The 17,230-nt window shown below is 70.8% G+C and carries 15 protein-coding genes; 12 read left to right on the plus strand and 3 right to left on the minus strand.

The features are described 5' to 3' along the window. Window positions 1–54: 54 nt before the first annotated feature. The gene (gene rlmN / locus C3481_RS07330; protein ID WP_023952682.1) at window positions 55–1,338 is read right to left on the minus strand and encodes a 23S rRNA (adenine(2503)-C(2))-methyltransferase RlmN; all 1,284 of its coding nucleotides are present in this window, start codon (window positions 1,336–1,338) and stop codon (window positions 55–57) included. A 95-nt stretch (window positions 1,339–1,433) separates the two neighbouring features. Here rlmN and C3481_RS07335 point away from each other — a divergent pair, with 95 nt between their 5' ends. The 4 genes from C3481_RS07335 to C3481_RS07350 all read left to right on the plus strand — a co-directional run bounded on the left by C3481_RS07335 (window position 1,434) and on the right by C3481_RS07350 (window position 6,893). After that, complete coding sequence (locus tag C3481_RS07335) at window positions 1,434–2,345, plus strand: PRD domain-containing protein (protein ID WP_071918593.1); 912 nt, start codon at window positions 1,434–1,436, stop codon at window positions 2,343–2,345. Between the two features lie 186 nt (window positions 2,346–2,531). Further along, on the plus strand, window positions 2,532–4,391 hold the full coding sequence (locus C3481_RS07340) for a beta-glucoside-specific PTS transporter subunit IIABC (RefSeq protein WP_071918594.1): 1,860 nt from the start codon (window positions 2,532–2,534) through the stop codon (window positions 4,389–4,391). A gap of 127 nt (window positions 4,392–4,518) precedes the next feature. Further along, window positions 4,519–5,934, plus strand: coding sequence for a glycoside hydrolase family 1 protein (locus C3481_RS07345; protein ID WP_023952689.1), 1,416 nt, complete (start codon window positions 4,519–4,521; stop codon window positions 5,932–5,934). An 83-nt stretch (window positions 5,935–6,017) separates the two neighbouring features. Then, a complete protein-coding gene (locus tag C3481_RS07350; protein ID WP_023952691.1) occupies window positions 6,018–6,893 on the plus strand; it encodes an HAD hydrolase family protein in 876 nt (291 codons plus the stop codon). On the opposite strand, the gene mmuM is transcribed toward C3481_RS07350, so the two are convergent. Further along, the gene (gene mmuM, locus C3481_RS07355) at window positions 6,886–7,764 is read right to left on the minus strand and encodes a homocysteine S-methyltransferase (RefSeq protein WP_103841427.1); all 879 of its coding nucleotides are present in this window, start codon (window positions 7,762–7,764) and stop codon (window positions 6,886–6,888) included. The genes C3481_RS07350 and mmuM overlap by 8 nt on opposite strands. Window positions 7,765–7,799: 35 nt before the next feature. Between mmuM and C3481_RS07360 the strand changes: the two genes are divergently transcribed. Both C3481_RS07360 and C3481_RS07365 read left to right on the plus strand, forming a co-directional pair. After that, entirely contained in the window at window positions 7,800–8,669 is an 870-nt protein-coding gene (locus C3481_RS07360; protein ID WP_023952695.1) for a Cof-type HAD-IIB family hydrolase, read from the plus strand. Then, a complete protein-coding gene (locus C3481_RS07365; RefSeq protein ID WP_064956323.1) occupies window positions 8,669–9,151 on the plus strand; it encodes a GNAT family N-acetyltransferase in 483 nt (160 codons plus the stop codon). The genes C3481_RS07360 and C3481_RS07365 overlap by 1 nt, the downstream gene beginning before the upstream one ends. Before the next feature lie 21 nt (window positions 9,152–9,172). Here C3481_RS07365 and C3481_RS07370 read toward each other — a convergent pair whose 3' ends face one another. Next, entirely contained in the window at window positions 9,173–9,862 is a 690-nt protein-coding gene (locus C3481_RS07370; protein ID WP_023952699.1) for a GntR family transcriptional regulator, read from the minus strand. Window positions 9,863–10,050: 188 nt separating this feature from the next. Between C3481_RS07370 and C3481_RS07375 the strand changes: the two genes are divergently transcribed. From C3481_RS07375 to C3481_RS07400, 6 genes are read left to right on the plus strand one after another with little or no spacing between them, the layout of a single operon-like run. After that, the gene (locus C3481_RS07375) at window positions 10,051–10,968 is read left to right on the plus strand and encodes an ABC transporter permease (protein WP_146053632.1); all 918 of its coding nucleotides are present in this window, start codon (window positions 10,051–10,053) and stop codon (window positions 10,966–10,968) included. Then, a complete protein-coding gene (locus tag C3481_RS07380; protein ID WP_103841431.1) occupies window positions 10,965–11,864 on the plus strand; it encodes an ABC transporter permease in 900 nt (299 codons plus the stop codon). Before C3481_RS07375 ends, C3481_RS07380 begins: the two co-directional genes overlap by 4 nt. After that, window positions 11,861–13,471, plus strand: coding sequence for an ABC transporter ATP-binding protein (locus tag C3481_RS07385; protein ID WP_103841433.1), 1,611 nt, complete (start codon window positions 11,861–11,863; stop codon window positions 13,469–13,471). Before C3481_RS07380 ends, C3481_RS07385 begins: the two co-directional genes overlap by 4 nt. Beyond that, on the plus strand, window positions 13,468–15,012 hold the full coding sequence (locus C3481_RS07390; RefSeq protein WP_103841435.1) for an ABC transporter substrate-binding protein: 1,545 nt from the start codon (window positions 13,468–13,470) through the stop codon (window positions 15,010–15,012). Before C3481_RS07385 ends, C3481_RS07390 begins: the two co-directional genes overlap by 4 nt. Further along, window positions 15,009–16,229 carry an amidohydrolase family protein gene (locus C3481_RS07395; RefSeq protein ID WP_023952708.1) on the plus strand — a complete coding sequence of 407 codons (1,221 nt, stop codon included), beginning with the start codon at window positions 15,009–15,011 and terminating at the stop codon, window positions 16,227–16,229. Before C3481_RS07390 ends, C3481_RS07395 begins: the two co-directional genes overlap by 4 nt. Further along, the gene (locus C3481_RS07400) at window positions 16,226–17,221 is read left to right on the plus strand and encodes an ornithine cyclodeaminase family protein (protein ID WP_103841437.1); all 996 of its coding nucleotides are present in this window, start codon (window positions 16,226–16,228) and stop codon (window positions 17,219–17,221) included. Before C3481_RS07395 ends, C3481_RS07400 begins: the two co-directional genes overlap by 4 nt. The last annotated feature ends 9 nt before the right edge of the window (window positions 17,222–17,230 follow it).

Here is a 17,230-nt window from a genome sequence, read left to right on the forward strand (position 1 = left end):
GGAAAACGCTACCTCCCGGTGGGTCCGGACGGGCCGGAGTTGCGTCTTATGACCTCAACCCGCAGGAACGGTGTCGGCCGCGCGCTGGTCGTCCTCGGTCGCCACGAGCTGACCGCATGCGCCGTCGATCTCCTTGCCGCGCGTGTCGCGGAGAGTCGTCGGGATGCCGGCCTCGTTGAGCCGTCGCACGAACTCGTCCTGCACCTCGGGCTCGGACGAGGTCCAGATCGAGCCCGGCGTGGGGTTCAACGGGATCGGGTTCACGTGCACCCACCCCCGACCGCGGGCGTTGAGCTTCTCGGCGAGGAGGTCGGCGCGCCACGCGTGGTCGTTCATGTCCTTGATGAGGGCGTACTCGATCGACACCCGCCGGCCCGTCTCATCGAAGTAGGCCTTCGCGGCGTCGAGCGCCTCGTCGACCTTCCAGCGTGAGTTGACGGGGATGAGCTCGTCGCGCAGCTGGTCGTCGGGGGCGTGCAGCGAGAGAGCGAAGGTGACGGGGATGTCCTCCTTCGTCAGCTTCTGGATCGCGGGCACGAGGCCCACCGTCGACACCGTGATGCCGCGGGCGCTCATGCCGATGCCGTGATCCTTGTCGACCATCGTGCGCACCGCCTGCATGACGCGGGCGTAGTTCGCCAGCGGCTCGCCCATGCCCATGAAGACGATGTTCGTGACGCGCTCGCCCTCGTGCCCGACCTTGCGGGGATCGCCGAGGCCGCCGTCCGCGATGAGACGGTTCGCCCGGACCACCTGCTCGATGATCTCGGCGGCCGACATGTTGCGGGTCAGGCCCGCCTGGCCCGTCGCGCAGAACGGGCAGTTCATGCCGCATCCGGCCTGGCTCGACACGCACAGCGTGATGCGGCCGGTGTAGCGCATCAGCACCGACTCGACGAGGGCGCCGTCGTGGAGCTTCCACAGGAACTTGATCGTGTCGCCGCGGTCGGTCTCGAGTCGGCGCACCTCGGTCAGCAGCGGCGGCAGCAGACCCGCGACGAGCTCGTCGCGCCCCGCGGCGGGCAGGTCGGTCATCTCCGCGGCATCCGAGGTGAAGTGACGGAAGTAGTGCTTCTCGAGCTGCTTGGCCCGGAAGCCCGGCATGCCGAGCTCCTTGACCTTCTCGACGCGCTGCTCGGGGGTGAGGTCGGCGAGGTGGACGGGCGGCTTGCCGCGCTTCGGGCTCGCGAACTGGAGGAGGGGGCGACCGGACTCGTCCTTCTGCTGCGACCACCCCTCGGTCGCGGGGCGCACCTGGCGCGGCTTGGTGGAGCGCACGCGCGACGCGGTCTCGCGCACGGACGACGCGGTCTCGCGCACGGGATCAGAATCGGTCATATGATCCAGGGTACCGGCGCCGGCTGCGCGAAGGCTGGCCGCCGGCATTCGCCGCGCCCGGCGGCCCCCGACCCCTCCCGCCCTAGACTTCAGCCATGAACCTCGACGACGTCGCTCCGCCCCCGCGCGGCACCGTCGTGCACAAGGTGCTGAACAACAACGTCGTCATCACCCTCGACGAGCACGGCCGCGAGCGCGTGCTCATGGGGCGCGGACTCGGATTCCAGCTGAAGCCCTCCGACACCCTCGACCCCGACAAGGTCGAGAAGACCTTCATCCTCGATGCGGGGGATGCCGGTGACCGCGAGCGGCAGCTGCTGACCGACGTTCCCTATCCGGTCGTCGAAGCCGTCACTCGCGCCGTCGACGAGGCCGAGCGCCGCCTCGGCCACCACCTCGACCGGTTCTTCACGATGGCGGTCATCGATCACATCCAGTTCGTGCTCGAACGGCTCGACAACGGCATCCGGATCCCCGCGACCAACATGCCCGAACTGCGCGTGCTGCACCCGCACGAGTTCTCCGCGGCGCAGCGGATGGCCACCGCGATCTCCGAGTCGCTCGATCGCGAGCTGCCCGACGAAGAGGCCGTGTTCCTCACGATGCACCTGCTCAACGCGACCCGTGACGAACCCAACGGCACGGCGGCCCTTCTCTTCCGCCGTCTGCAGCACGTCGTCATGACGGTCGAGAACGGCCTCGGCGTCAAACTCGACACCGACAGCCCCGACTACGCGCGCTTCATCCTGCACATCCAATTCCTGCTGCAGCGCCTCGTCTCCAAGACGATGCTGCGCAGCGCCGACACCTCGTTCTTCGAGTTCGCCAAGCACAGCTATCCCCGGTCGTACGCGATCGCGGAGGAGGTCAAGGCCTACGTCCGCGCCGCGACCGAGTCGGAGCTGACCGACGAGGAGCTGCTCTACGTCATCGTCCACGTCGAGCGCCTCGCGACGCAGGTCGGGGCGAACGGCACTGGCGAAGACACCACACGCGTGGTACCGTGACCCTCGCAGGGCGTCGCTGCCCTGCGGAAGTCTCCGGATTGTTACCGCGGCAGCGGGCAAAACCTGAACTCACATCGCTTTGATCGGCGGTGAACGAGTTCAGGTTTTTTTGTTGCCCGGAAACGGGATGCGGCGGCTTCCTCCACCCGAGTGCCGCGATGCTGCGGCAGAAAGCGAGCAGTCCCGATGGATTACTCGAAGACCGCGGCCGGCGTCCTGGAGGGCGTCGGCGGCGAGGAGAACGTGAACTCCCTCGTCCACTGCGCGACGCGTCTGCGTTTCGTGCTGAAGGACGAGTCGAAGGCGAACACCGCCGCCGTCAAGGCCGTGCCCGGCGTCGTCACCGTCGCCCAGGCCGGCGGCCAGTACCAGGTCGTCATCGGCAACGACGTCCCCGACGTGTTCGCCGAGATCGGCAAGATCTCGAAGTTCGGCGCCGGCTCCGACGCCGCGGCATCCGAGGGCCCCAAGGGCAACCTCTTCAACCGCTTCATCTCGATGATCTCGGCGATCTTCACGCCGTTGCTGTGGGCCCTGGCGGGTACCGGTCTGCTCAAGGCGTTCCTCGCAGCCGCGGTCACCTTCGGGTGGATCACCACCGACAACTCGACCTACGCGGTGCTCAACGCCCTGTCGGACGGCCTCATCAACTTCCTGCCGATGGCGCTCGCCTTCACCGCGGCGCGGTACTTCAAGGCCAACGAGTTCACCGCCTTCGCGATCGCGGCAGCGCTGCTCTACCCGACGATCACCCCGTTGGTCGGGGTCGAGGGCCTGACCTTCTTCGGCATCCCCTTCACGATGGTCACCTACGTCTCGAGCGTCATCCCGATCATCGTGATCGTCTGGCTGCAGAGCCACGCCGAGAAGTTCCTCTACGCGAAGCTCCCGGGCGCGGTGCGCCGCTTCGTCACCCCGATGATCGTCGTGCTCATCGCCGTCCCGATCGTCTTCGTCGTCATCGGTCCGATCTCCGCGATCCTCAGCGGCGCGCTCGGCAACGGCATCGGCTGGGTCTTCGAGAACGCGCCGTGGGCCGGCGGCGCCATCATGGGCGGCTTCTGGCAGGTCTTCGTCATCTTCGGTCTGCACTGGGGCCTCGTGCCGCTGTTCACGCTGGAGTACCAGACCACCGGTCAGATCCTGCTCATCGGCCCCGTGTTCGCGGCCGTCCTCGCGCAGGCCGCTGCCGTCGCCGGTGTGTGGGTGCGCGCCCGCAACAAGAACCTCAAGTCGCTCGCCGCCCCCGCAACGCTCTCGGGCTTCCTCGCCGGCATCACCGAGCCCGCCATCTACGGCATCAACCTGCCGCTCAAGCGCCCCTTCGCCTTCGGCATCGTCGGCGGTGTGATCGGTGGCGCCATCATCGCGATGGGCGGCGTGTTCTCGACGGCGTTCGTCGTGCCCTCCGGGCTGGCCCTCCCGGCCCTGTTCGGCAACGGCAACATGGTCATGCTGATCATCGGACTCGCCGCCGCGATCGTCATCCCGTTCCTGCTCACCGCGATCGTCGGATTCACGGAGCCGGAAGAGGATGCCGCACCGGCCGCGGCCCCCGCGGCATCCGGCAACGACGTCGTCGTGCTGAGCCCCGTCGACGGCACGGTCGTGCCGCTGAGCGAGACTCCCGACGCCGCCTTCGCCGAGGGCAGCCTCGGAGACGGCGTCGCGATCAAGCCGCGTTCGGGCGCCGTGTACGCCCCGTTCGACGCAACCGTCGCAGCCGCGTTCCCGACCGGTCACGCGATCGGCCTCCGTCACGCCGACGGCGCCGAGGTGCTCATCCACATCGGCATCGACACGGTGAAGCTCGCGGGCGCGCACTTCGACGTCAAGGTCACCACCGGCCAGGAAGTCAAGGCCGGCGACCTGCTCGTCGAGTTCGACGGCGACGCGATCGAGCGTGCGGGCTACGACCTGACGACGCCCGTCATCGTCACCAACGGCGAGCTGTACCCCGCTCTGGCCGGCCAGGCGTCCGGCCCGATCGCGCACGGCGAGCCGCTGTTCACGGCGGTCTCGGTCGAGTCCGCGCTCGCGAACTGACCGACACCCCGCGCGGAGGGGGCGCGGAACCGGACCGCGCCCCCTCCCCCACCCGTCCCGCCAGCCGCGGGACCAGCGATACACAGTCCCGCCACCTGCGGGCCAAGCGATACGAAACGAGAGAGCCATGAGCACCACCACCTTCCCCGACGGATTCCTCTGGGGCGGAGCGACCGCCGCGAACCAGCTGGAGGGCGCCTACGACGAAGGCGGCAAGGGGCTCTCGGTGCAGGACGTCATGCCCCGCGGCATCGTCGGCGCCCGCACCGACGAGCCGACCCCCGACAACCTCAAGCTCGTCGGCATCGACTTCTACCACCGCTACGCAGAAGACATCGCCCTCTTCGCCAAGATGGGCTTCAAGACCTTCCGCTTCTCCATCGCGTGGAGCCGCATCTTCCCGAAGGGCGACGAGACCGAGCCCAACGAAGAGGGCCTCGCCTTCTACGACCGCGTCCTCGACGAGCTCGAGAAGCACGGCATCGAGCCGCTCGTCACCATCTCGCACTACGAGACGCCGCTCCACCTCGCCGAGACCTACGACGGGTGGACCGACCGCCGCCTCATCGCCTTCTACGAGAACTACGCGCGCACCCTCTTCGAGCGCTACGGCGCCCGGGTGAAGTACTGGCTGACCTTCAACGAGATCAACTCCCTCCTCCACGCCCCCTTCATGTCGGGCGGCATCAACACCCCGAAGGACGAGCTGACCGAGCAGCAGCTCTACCAGGCGATGCACCACGAGCTCGTGGCCTCGGCCCGCGCGACGCGCATCGCACGCGAGGTCGCCCCGAACGCGCAGATCGGCTGCATGGTGCTGTCGATGCCCGTGTACCCGCTCTCGCCGTCGCCCGCAGACGCGCTGGAGGTCATGTCGTTCGACCACTCGAACCTCGTCTACGGCGACGTGCACACCCGCGGCGCCTACCCCGGGTACTTCCTGCGCACCCTCGCGGAGAAGGGCATCGAGCTCGACATCACCGACGAGGACCGCGACGACCTGACCAACACGGTCGACTTCGTGTCGTTCAGCTACTACATGTCGGTCGCCGCGACCGCCGACCCCGCGAAGAAGGTCACCGGCGAGGGCAACATCATGGGCGGCGTTCCGAACCCGACCCTCGAGGCGAGCGAGTGGGGCTGGCAGATCGACCCCGTGGGCCTGCGCCTCGTGCTCAACCAGTTCTGGGACCGCTGGCAGAAGCCGCTGTTCATCGTCGAGAACGGTCTGGGCGCGAAAGACCAGCTCGTCGAGGTCGACGGCGTCAAGACGGTCATCGACGACTACCGCATCGCCTACCTCAACGACCACCTCGTGCAGGTCGGCGAAGCGATCGCCGACGGCGTCGAGGTGCTCGGCTACACCTCGTGGGGCTGCATCGACCTGGTCAGCGCCTCGACCGCGCAGCTGAGCAAGCGGTACGGCTTCATCTACGTCGACCGCAACGACGACGGCTCGGGCACGCTCGAGCGCTACGAGAAGAAGTCGTTCGGCTGGTACGCCGAGGTCATCCGCACCAACGGCGCCTCGCTCACCCGCTGAGACGCCGACCCGACCGGGCGCGGTCGCGGGGCCCTCCTTCTGGCCCGCGACCGCGCCCTTCTCCGCATCCGAGAGGGGATCGCATGACTTCGTCCGACTTCCGCCGCCGCGCCGTCTTCCTCGATGTCGACGGCACGCTCCTGCAGGACGGCACCCACCTGCCCGAGTCCGCCGTCGCCGCCGTCCGCCGCGCGCGCGAGAACGGCCACCTCGTGCTGTTGAGCACGGGCCGCGGCATGGCCGAGCTGCGCGGCCGCATCCTCGACATCGGCTTCGACGGCGCCGTCACGAACGGCGGCGCGTTCGCCGGCGTGGGCGACGAGCTGATCGTCTCGCGACTCATGACCGCCGCCGAGGTCGCGCGCCTCAGCGCCGCGTTCGAGGCACGCGGCATCCACTGGTACTACCAGTCCTTCGACCGTATGTTCGCGAGCCCCGGTCTGCCGGACCTGCTCGCGGACCGGCTCGAGCGCGACCGCGCCCGCCACGCCGACGACGCCCGGGCCGCGGGGGTCGACCCCGACGAGCTCGAATTCTTCAGCGTCGGCATGAAGACCTTCGACGACGAGGTCCACTTCTCGGATGCCGAGGTCGCCAAGGCCGTCATCCTCGGGCACGACGCGGACGCGGTCGCCGACCTGCTCGCCGAGCTCGCCCCCGACTTCGCCGTCGTCTCGGGCACGATCCCGCTGCCGGAGGGCAGTTCGGGCGAAGTGGCGCCGCGCGGCGTGAACAAAGGCGCCGCGATCCTGGAGGTGCTCGCCCACCTGGGCGTCGATCCCGCCGACGCGATCGGCATCGGAGACAACTGGAACGACGCCGAGATGTTCGAGGTGTGCGGCACCGCGATCGCGATGGGCAACGCCGCGCCGGAGGTGCAGGCCCTCGCCGACGAGGTGACGACGGCGATCGACGACGACGGGATCCACAACGCCTTCGTCCGCCACGGCCTCATCTGAGCCGGCGAGCAAGAGCGGCGATATCGTCGGGCGTGGTGCGGCAGCATCCGCCCACGATGCGCGCGCCGGCCCGGATCCAGTCTTCGGCCTCGGCCAGCGCGTGGCCCGGTTCGCCGGTCCAGACGCGCGAATCGGCATCCCACGACTCGCCGCTGTTCGGGTAGACGACGAACGGCACGGCTGCGGCCGACGTCAGGGCCGATGCCACGGCGGCCGGCGGGCAGCAGTTGACCCCGACGGCGACGACGCCCGGCACCCGCGAGATCGCGACGAGGGTCTCGCGCAGCGACGCCTCGTCGAACGCCGTGCTCGCCGCCGACAGCGCGACCCATGTCGGGATGCCGATGCCCTCGACCGCACGCGCGACCGCCTCAGCCTCGGCCGGGGAGGCGATGGTCTCGACCGCCAGCAGGTCGGGCTCGGCGGCGACGAGCGCATCGAGACGGCGACGATGCCAGCGCTCGAGCTGGGCGGCGGTGAGGCCGTAGTCGCCGGTGTATTCGCTGCCGTCCGCCCGCGTCGCACCGAACGGCCCGACGGATGCGGCCACCCTCACCTCCCGCCCCGCCTCAGCCCCGCCCTCGCGGGCGACCCGCACCGACAGGTCCAGCAGCCGGCGGGTGCGAGCGGCGTCGAAGCCCGCCGCGGCCAGGTTGTCGAACCCGATCTGGTACGACGCCGTGGTGAGGATGTCGGCGCCGGCAGCGGCGAAACGGGCGTGCGCCGCGCGGACGTCCGCCGGAGCCTCCGACAGCACGCGCGCCGACCACAGCTCACCGGAGAGGTCGTGTCCTCCTGCCTCGAGGGTCGTCCCCAGACCGCCGTCCAGCAACAGCGGCCGGTGGGACAGAGCGGTCGCGACGTCGGACATGTCGTCACTCTAGATCGCCCCATTACGCTGGAGGGGTGACGTCGCAATCTCGCATCATCTTCCTCGACGTCGACGGCACCATCCTCGCGCACGGCGAGTCGATCGCCCCCTCGACGATCGCAGCGGTTCGCGCCGCGCGTGAACGCGGGCACCTCGTCTACCTCTGCACAGGACGCGCCGCCGGCGACATCAACCCCCGCGTGCTCGACATCGGCTTCGACGGCGCCATCTCCAACGGCGGGGCCCTCGCGGTCTCCGGCGACGAGACGGTGCTCGCCGAGCTGATGCCACGCGCCGCCGTCGAGCGCGTCATGGCCTACTTCGACGAGCAGGGCACGCGGTACTTCATCCAGTCGCACGCCGGGGTCTACGCGAGCGAGGGCGTGCGCTCCTTCATCGCCGACTTCATCAGCGAACGCCGGCGCCGTCACGCTGAAGACGTCTCCACCGTGGCCCTCGCCGAGGACGTCGTGGCCGCGCCGCGCTTCGCCCCGGTCGAGGAGGCCGATCTCGACCACATCGCCAAAGCGGTGTTCGTCAGCTCCGACCCCGACGCCGTCGAGAAGACCCAGCGAGCCCTCGGCGACGAGTTCCACGTGATACCGGGCAGCATGCCGCTGCCGACCGGGTCGAACGGCGAGGTCGGTATGCGCGGCACGAACAAGGGGACCGGCATCCAGGCGATGCTGAGCCATCTCGGCCGCGACGCCGCCGACGCCATCGGAATCGGCGACAGCTGGAACGACGTCGAGATGTTCGAGGTCTGCGGCACCGCGATCGCGATGGCCGAAGCCGACCCGCACCTCCAGCGCATCGCCGGCGAGGTCACCACCGGCGTCCTCGACGACGGCATCTGGAACGCCTTCGTCCGCCACGGCATCATCGACCCTGAGACGGCCGCCTGATGGCCCCCGAGGCCCGCGAGCACGACATCCGCCCCATCGACCCCGCCGACGCGGGTGAAGTGCTGACCCTGCAGCGCGCGGCGTTCGTGTCCGAAGCCCTCATCTACGACGCGGCCGACATGCCGCCCCTGACCCAGACCCTCGACGAGCTCCGGGCCGAGCTGCACGAGAACCTCGGCTGCGTCGCCCTCGACGACGGACGCATCGTCGGAGCGGCACGCGCCCGTCTCGACGGCGAGCTGCTGCTCATCGGCCGCATCGCGATCGCCCCCGACCAGCAGGGATCCGGTCTCGGCACCGCGCTGCTCGCCGCGGTCGAGGAACGCGGACGGCAGGCCGGTGCGCGCGAAGCCGAACTGTTCACGGGCTCGCTCAGCGAAGCCAACCTCCGCCTCTACGAGCGCGAAGGGTATGCCGAGTCCGAGCGCGTGCCGCAGGGCGACGGCACCTTCCAGATATTCCTGCGCAAGCCACTCGACTGATCGGCTGCGCCGGACGCGCGGTCAGCCCTTCGATGCGCCGCGACGGCGACGTCGCACGGGCTCGGCGGGCAGCCGTTCGGCCAGACGGGGCATCGACTCGACCCGCCCGCGCTCGACGTGGGCCGCTGCGAGCGCGAACGCGAGATCCGCGTGCCCACCGAGGATGGCCTCGACGATCTCGTCGTGCTCGTCCCATCGGCGCTCCGTGTCGCGCTCCGGGGTGAGGCGGAAGAGCCAGCGTGTGCGGCCCGTGAGCTGGCCGCTCATCCGCAGCAGAAGGCGGTGTCCGGCGAGCGCGAAGATCTCCTCGTGCAGATCGGAGTTGCGGGTCGACGCCGGCGCATCCTCGTCGTGCGCGACGTGAGCGACCTCGAGGGCGGCGACCAGGTGGGTCGTGTCGGCGCCTGCCGCGGCGTTGCGGGCGGCGAGGGATGCAGCGAAGGGCTCGAGCTGCATGCGCATGTCGAACAGCTCGACGGCGTCGTCGAGCGTGAACGTGTGAACGATCGCGGCCCGCCGGTGCGACGACGAGACGAAGCCCTCGGACTCGAGCAGCTGCAGCGCCTCGCGGACGGGCACCCGCGAGACTCCGAGCTGCAGGGCGACGTCACGCTCGCCGAGCTTGTCGCCCATCGCGATGTCGCCGGTGATGATCCGCTCCCGCAGGGCATGTGCGATGCGCCGCCCGGCGGCATCCGTCTCGTCATCCACCCGACCATCCTGGCAGGTCGGGCAGCCGGAGCGGGAATCCCCATCTGGTATCCCGAATGGCCATTTGAAGCCTTGAAAGCGGCTCCAAGGCGCGATTCGGTACGCCAAAGTGTCACGAGCGTAAGAGTTGTGTTGCGTGTTCGTTACGCGGCCCGGTCCGCGAGCCGCCGTGCCATAGCGTCCTGCTCGTGCTCCCCTTTCTCCTCCGCCGCCTCGGCCTCGCCGTCGCCACGATCTTCCTGGTGGTGACCGTCGGCTTCGTCCTCGGGCGCCTCACCGGCGCGCCCGGGGCGCTGCTCCTACCCGACAACGCCTCGACCGCCGACGTCGACGCGCTCAACGCGCGCCTCGGTTTCGACCGGCCCGTCATCGTGCAGTACCTCGACTTCCTCGGCGGTCTGTTCGTCGGCGACTTCGGTGATTCGTACCGCCGGCACGAGTCGGCCCTCGGCCTCGTCCTCGAGCGCGTCCCGGCGACCGTCGAACTCGCCTTCTGGGCCTTCATCGCGGGCTTCGCCCTCGCGCTGATCGCCGCCCTCGCCATCCAGCTCACCGGCAGCCGCCTGCTGCGAGCGATCGTCGGCTGGAGCGGTGCCGTGCGGCAGTCGGTCCCCGATTTCTTCTTCGCTCTCCTGCTCGTGCTGGTCTTCTCGGTCCTGCTGGGCGTCCTGCCCTCGCTGGGCCGGACGAGCCCCGCCAGCCTGGTGCTTCCCGTCATCACGCTCGCCACGGGCCAGTTCGTCATGTACCTGCGCCTCCTCGACGCCGCGCTGAGCGAACAGGCCGAACAGGACTACGTCCGCACCGCGTTCGCCCAGGGGCACAGCCGGGCGAGCATCCTGCTCACCCAGATGCTTCCCAACGCGCTCGCGCCCGTGCTCGGCATGGCGGGCCTGAACCTCGGCGGGCTCCTGGGCGGCACGGTCGTCGTCGAGGTGGTGTTCGCCTGGCCCGGCCTCGGCAGCCTCCTGACCGACGCCGTCAGCCAGCGCGACTTCCCCATCGTCCAGGCCGGCCTGCTGTTCGTGGCCCTGATGTTCGTGCTCGTGAACACCCTGGTCGACACCCTCGTCTCCCGCATCGACACCCGGACGGCTCACTCATGACCCTCACGCCCGTCGCTCCCGCGCCCGTCACCGCGTCACCCGCGACCGCCCCGCGTCCACCGCGTCTGCGCCTGCGCCCCTCGGCCGTCGTCGGGTTCACCATGATCGGGCTCGTCATCGCCCTCTCCGCGCTCCGCCCGGTGCTGCCGGGGTTCGATCCGATGGGGCAGGACCTCTCGCGGGCTCTGCTGCCGCCGTTGACGGACCCCGCCCACCCCCTCGGGACCGACCCGCTCGGCCGCGACCTGTTCAGCCGGGTGGCCCTGGCGTCGTCGGTCACCCTGGGGATCACCCTCGCGATCGTGGCCCTCAACGCCCTCATCGGGACGACCGTCGGGATCGTGTCCGGCTACTTCGGGGGCAAGGTCGAAGCCGGCCTCTCGGTGCTGTCGAACACGGTGCTGGCGATGCCCGTGGTGCTGCTGCTCATCGCCATCTGCGCCGTCGTCTCACCGAGCGCGGGCCTGACGATCCTCGTCGTCGGCTGCACCTGGTGGGTCGGCTACGCCCGCGTGACGCGGAACATCACGGCGGCGCTGCGACGGCAGGACTTCGTCGTCGCCCCGCTGACGCAGGGTGCCGACACCTTCTGGACCATCACGCGCCACGTGGTGCCCAACGTCTGGCCGCACACCCTCATCATCGCCGCCACGGACATCGCCACCATCGTCCTCATCGAGGCGTCGCTGGAGTACCTCGGGCTCGGCGTCCAGCCGCCCACGCCGAGCTGGGGCGCGATGATCTTCGACGGTCAGAAGTACCTGTCGACCGACCCCTGGCTGGTCATCCTGCCCGGACTCGTCATGTTCCTTGCCGTCGCGGGAGCCCAGTTCGTCAGTCAGCAGTTCACCGCGGAGGCGCGCGGCGCCCTGCTGCGCAAGGGAGGCCGGCGATGACCGCATCCGTCCTGACCATCGAGGATCTGTCCCTCGAGGCCGTCACCGCCACCGGCCCGCGGCCGCTCGTGGCCGGCGTATCGCTCGACGTCGGGCGCGGCCGCGCGCTCGGGATCGTCGGCGAGTCGGGGTCGGGCAAGAGCCTCACCATGCTCGCGACGATGGGACTGCTGCCCGAGGGCGTTCGCGTGACGTCCGGCCGGATCCTCCTCGATGGACGCGACGTCACGGCGCTCACGGACCGCGAGCTGCGGTCGAGCCGGGGCCGCGTCGCGGCCATGATCTTCCAGGACCCGATGTCGTCGCTCAACCCGCTGCGCGCGGTCGGCGCGCAGGTGGCCAGCGCCGTGCGGGTCCACGCGCCCGGCCTCGGACGCGGCGCCGCCCGGCGGCGCGCGGTGGAGCTCCTCGAGTCGGTCGGGGTCCGCAACGCCGCCGAGCGCGCCGCAGCCCGGCCGCACCAGTGGTCGGGCGGGATGCGGCAGCGCGCGATGATCGCGATGGCGATCGCCCACGACCCCCTGCTGCTCATCGCCGACGAGCCGACCACGGCGCTCGACGTGACGGTGCAGGCGCAGGTCATGGCACTGCTCGACGAGGTGCGCGAGCGCACCGGCTCGGCGCTCGCGCTCATCACGCACGACCTCGGTCTCGTGGGCGAGCACACCGACGACATCGCGGTCATGCGCGCCGGGAGCATCGTCGAACGGGGTGCGACCGCCGACGTGCTCGCCGCCCCGCGCGAGGAGTACACCCGGATGCTACTCGCCGCGGTCCCCTCGGCGCACGAGCCGCCCGCCCGCGCGGCGACCGGGGCGGTCGTCGACGCGGCAGAGATCGCGCTGGAGGTGAGCGACCTCGTCGTCGAGTACCCCGGCCGTCGCGGTGGCACCGTGCGCGCGGTCGACGGCGTCTCGCTGCGAATCCGCGCGGGCGAGACCCTCGCCGTGGTCGGCGAGTCCGGATGCGGCAAGTCCTCGCTGCTGCGCGCGATCCTCGGGCTCACCCCGGCCGCTTCGGGCCGCGTGACGATCGCGGGCACGGCCGCGGCCCCCGCCATCGCCGGACGCTCCGCCGCGGAGCGCGCCCGGGCGCAGATCGTCTTCCAGGACCCCTCGTCGGCCCTCGACCCCCGGGTCAGCGTCGCCGGCTCCGTGGCGGAGCCGCTGCGCGTGCGGCACGCGTACAGCCCGGACCGCGTCCGCGAGCTGCTCGCGGGCGTCGGCCTCGACCCGTCGTTCGACGACCGGCTGCCCCGACGTCTCTCCGGCGGGCAGCGTCAGCGCGTCGGGATCGCCCGCGCTCTCGCGCTCGACCCGGCGCTCGTGCTCCTCGACGAGCCGGTCTCGGCGCTGGACGTGTCGATCCAGGCGCAAGTGCTCGACCTCCTCCGCGACCTGCAGCGCGAGCACCGGCTCGCCTACCTCTTCGTCTCGCACGACCTGGGCGTGGTGCGCGGCATCGCCGACCGGGTCGTCGTGATGGAGGGCGGCCGCATCGTCGAGCACGGCCCCACCGAAGACGTCTTCACCGACCCGCAGCATCCCTACACCCGCACCCTCCTCGACGCCATTCCCCGTCTCACCGCTCGAAAGGCACTCACATGACCCGACACACCTCCCGGCGCGCCCTCGCCGGCGGATCCCTCCTCACCCTCGGCGCCCTCGTGCTCGCCGGCTGCGCCGGCGGGTTCGACTCCCCGTCCGGCGGCTCCGCCTCGGGGTCGGCCCAGACATCCATCACCGCCGCCCTGCCCACCGACCCGACGTCGATGGATCCCATCCGCTCGGGCGCTCTCGTGGTGCTGTCGGTGTTCTTCCACACGCACGACCAGCTCGTGAAGATCACCGCCGACGGCGAGATGGTGCCCAAGCTCGCGACCGACTGGACCGCGAACGCCGACCTGACCGAGTGGGAGTTCACCCTCCAGCCCGACGTCACGGCGAGCAACGGCGAGGAGATCACCGCCGACGACGTCGTGTTCTCGTACGAGACGATCCTCGGCGACCCGACGGGCGAGAACTACGCCTACCTCTCGTCGGTCGACCGCGTCGAGAAGGTCGACGACCTGACGGTGCGCTTCGTCCTGAAGCAGCCCTTCTCGGCGTTCCCCCGCAACACCTCGCTCATCTCGATCGTCCCGTCCGACACCTATCAGGAGATGGGTCCCGACGCCTACGCCCGCGAGCCGATCGGATCGGGCCCCTACGTCTTCGACTCCATCACCCCGGGCGTCTCGTACGACCTCGTCCGCAACGAGGACTACTGGGGCGAGGCCCCCGCCATCGAGACCATCTCGCTGCAGCCGGTCTCGTCCGCCGAGTCGCGTGCGAGCGGCGTGCTCTCGGGCGACCTCGACGTGGCCCAGATCGGTCCGACCCAGGTCTCGAGCATCGAGTCGGCCGGCAACGCGCAGGTGTTCTCGGCCCTGTCGAACGGCGTGGTCTTCCTCGGCGCCAACTCGACGGCCGGCCCGCTCCAGGACGTCCGCGTCCGGGAGGCCATCGGCCATGCGATCGACACGGAGGCGATCGTCAACTCGCTGCTGGCCGGACTCGCCGAGCCGGCGAAGGCGATGCTCGCCCCCGCCGTCGAGGGCTACTCCGACGACGTCGAGGCGATCGGCTACGACCCGGAGGCGGCGCGCGCGCTGCTCGCGGAGGCCGGGTACGACGGCACCCCGATCCCCTTCGACTACGCCACCGATGGCCGCATCCCGCTCTCGAGCGAAGTGGCCCAGAGCATCCAGGGCTACCTCGAGACCGTCGGCATCGCCGTCGACATGCGCGGCGCCGACCAGCAGAGCCACACGCTCAAGGTCCGCGGCAAGGAGATGCAGGGCATCTACCTGAACACGTGGGCTCCCTCCACCCTCGACGGCGACCTGCCCCTGACCGACTTCTACGAGCCGGCGGGCAACAACAACTACGCACTCGACCCCGCGACCACCGAGCTCGCCGAGCGCCAGCGCGGCGTCGAGGGCGCCGCGCGCGAAGACGTCTTCGCCGAGCTGCTCGGCTACAGCAACGAGCAGGTCTACTTCGTGCCGCTGTACGTCCCCGCCAACAACTTCGCCGCCGGATCGTCGCTGCAGTGGACCCCGCGCGCCGACGGCCTGTACGACTTCACCGAGACGAGCTTCGAATGACCCGCACCATCCTCTCCCGCGTCCGTCCCTGGGGCGGCGCGACCACCGATGTGATCGTGGACGGCGGTGTCATCATCGGCACCGCCGCCCCCGGCACCGCGGACACCACCGCCGCGGACGTCGTCGACGGACGGGGCCGGATCCTGATCCCCTCGTTCGCCGACGTCCACGTGCACCTGGACTCCACGCGCGTCGGCCTGCCGTTCCGCCCCCACACCGGTTCGCCCGGCGTCTGGAACATGATGCTCAACGACCGCCGCAACTGGCGCGAGGCCGAGGTCTCGATCGAGGAGCGGGTCGCGACGACCCTCGAGCGGGCGATCGCCCGCGGCACGACCGCCGTCCGGACATACGCGCAGGTCGACGTCGACGCCGGCCACGAACGCCTCGACGCGGTCGTCGCCGCGCGCGAGGCCAATGCCGGGCGCTGCGACGTCGAGATCATCGCGTTCCCGCAGGCGGGCCTGCTGCGCGAGGCGGGATCGGCCGACGTGCTCGATGAGGCCATGGCACGCGGCGCCGACGTCGTGGGCGGCATCGACCCCTGTGCGCTCGACCGCGATCCGGTGCGCCACCTCGACATCGTCTTCGGCATCGCCGAGAAGCACGGCGCCCCGATCGACATCCACCTGCACGAGCCCGAGCAGCTGGCGAAGTTCTCGGCCGAGCTGATCATCGAGCGCACCCGCGCGACGGGGATGCAGGGGCGGGTCACCATCTCGCACGGGTACGGCCTCGGCCGTCTGCCCGAAGCGCAGCTGCGGCCGCTCCTCGACGAGATGCGGGAGCTCGACATCTCGATGGCGACGATCGCCCCGCCGACGGCGCTCCCGACGCTGATGCTGGCCGAGTACGGCATCCGGCTCGGACTCGGCCAGGACGGTCAGCGCGACTACTGGTCGCCCTACGGCAACACCGACATGCTCGACCGCACGTGGCAGCTCGCCTTCACCAACGGCTTCCGCCGCGACGAGGACATCGAGCACTGTGTCGCGATCGCCACGGTCGGCGGCCGCTCCGTCATGGGGCTGGCGCCGGGCCTGAACGGTGCGGCCGACCGCCCGGGGCTCGCCGAGGGAGATCCGGCCGACCTCGTGCTCGTGTCGGGCGACACGGTCACTGCGGCGGTCATGGACCGGTCCCCCGATCGCACCGTGCTCTACCGCGGCGTCGTCGTCGCCGACGGGCTCGAGCTCACCGGAGGGGTGACCGCGTGACCCTGCTTCTCGGGGCGTCCGAGCTGGAGTCCCTCGTCGACCGTGACGCCGCCCTCGAAGCGGTGGCGCGGGCGTTCGCGGAGATCGCGGACGGCGGGGCGCACCAGCCCGGCCCCACCTCGATGGCGACGCCCGGCGACACGGGACGGTTCATCCTCATGGCAGCGGTCTCCGATGCGGCGGGCCTCGCGGGGGTCAAGCTGCTCGCCGACGTCCCCGACAACGCCGAGCGCGACCTGCCGACGCAGCGGTCGATGATCCTGATCGTCGACCGCGCCGACGGCGCCCCGGTCGCGCTGCTGCACGGCCGCGTCCCGACGCGCGTGCGCACCGCGGCCGCGAGCGCCGTCGCCACCAGAGCCCTCGCCCGCGACGACAGCCGGTCCCTGGGCCTGCTGGGGGCGGGGGCGCTCGCCCGCGAGCATGTCCGCGCGCTGCGGACCGTGCGACCGTTCGAACGCCTCACCGTCTGGTCGCGCTCGGCCGCCACCGTCGCGCGCTTCGCCGCCGACGTCGAACGCTCGGGCGACTGGGACGGTGAGATCGTCGCGGCATCCTCGCCGCGCGAGGTCGTCGACGCCTCCGACGTCGTATGCACGCTGACCCCGTCGGTGGAGCCGATCCTCTCCGGCGCGTGGCTGCGGCCGGGTCAGCACCTCAACGTCGTCGGGGCACGGCCGCGTGCCGACGAGCGCGAGGTCGACGGGGCTGCCCTCGCCCGATCCTCCGTGTGGGTCGACGACCGCGCGACGGCCGAGACCAAATCGGGCGACCTCCTCCTCGCCGTCGCCGAGGGAGCCCTCACCCTCGACGACGTCGTGGGGACGCTCGGCGAGGTGCTCACGGGTCGGGTGCGCGGCCGCGCCGGCCACGACGAGATCACCCTCTTCGACTCAGTCGGCATCGGCGCACAGGATGTCGCCGTGGCGGCCGTCCTGCTCGACGCTGCGCACGAGCGCGGCATCGGGACGCGCGTCGACCTCAACGCCTGAACCCGGCCG

The organism is Microbacterium sp. Ru50 (genome assembly GCF_002920555.1).
GTDB lineage: Bacteria > Actinomycetota > Actinomycetes > Actinomycetales > Microbacteriaceae > Microbacterium > Microbacterium arborescens.

Bases quoted from the DNA above. Each gene is read 5' to 3' on its own strand.
- rlmN (WP_023952682.1), bottom strand. From the start codon at position 1,338: ATGACCGATTCTGATCCCGTGCGCGAGACCGCGTCGTCCGTGCGCGAG.
- C3481_RS07335 (WP_071918593.1), top strand. From the start codon at position 1,434: ATGAACCTCGACGACGTCGCTCCGCCCCCGCGCGGCACCGTCGTGCAC.
- C3481_RS07340 (WP_071918594.1), top strand. From the start codon at position 2,532: ATGGATTACTCGAAGACCGCGGCCGGCGTCCTGGAGGGCGTCGGCGGC.
- C3481_RS07345 (WP_023952689.1), top strand. From the start codon at position 4,519: ATGAGCACCACCACCTTCCCCGACGGATTCCTCTGGGGCGGAGCGACC.
- C3481_RS07350 (WP_023952691.1), top strand. From the start codon at position 6,018: ATGACTTCGTCCGACTTCCGCCGCCGCGCCGTCTTCCTCGATGTCGAC.
- mmuM (WP_103841427.1), bottom strand. From the start codon at position 7,764: ATGTCCGACGTCGCGACCGCTCTGTCCCACCGGCCGCTGTTGCTGGAC.
- C3481_RS07365 (WP_064956323.1), top strand. From the start codon at position 8,669: ATGGCCCCCGAGGCCCGCGAGCACGACATCCGCCCCATCGACCCCGCC.
- C3481_RS07380 (WP_103841431.1), top strand. From the start codon at position 10,965: ATGACCCTCACGCCCGTCGCTCCCGCGCCCGTCACCGCGTCACCCGCG.
- C3481_RS07385 (WP_103841433.1), top strand. From the start codon at position 11,861: ATGACCGCATCCGTCCTGACCATCGAGGATCTGTCCCTCGAGGCCGTC.
- C3481_RS07390 (WP_103841435.1), top strand. From the start codon at position 13,468: ATGACCCGACACACCTCCCGGCGCGCCCTCGCCGGCGGATCCCTCCTC.
- C3481_RS07395 (WP_023952708.1), top strand. From the start codon at position 15,009: ATGACCCGCACCATCCTCTCCCGCGTCCGTCCCTGGGGCGGCGCGACC.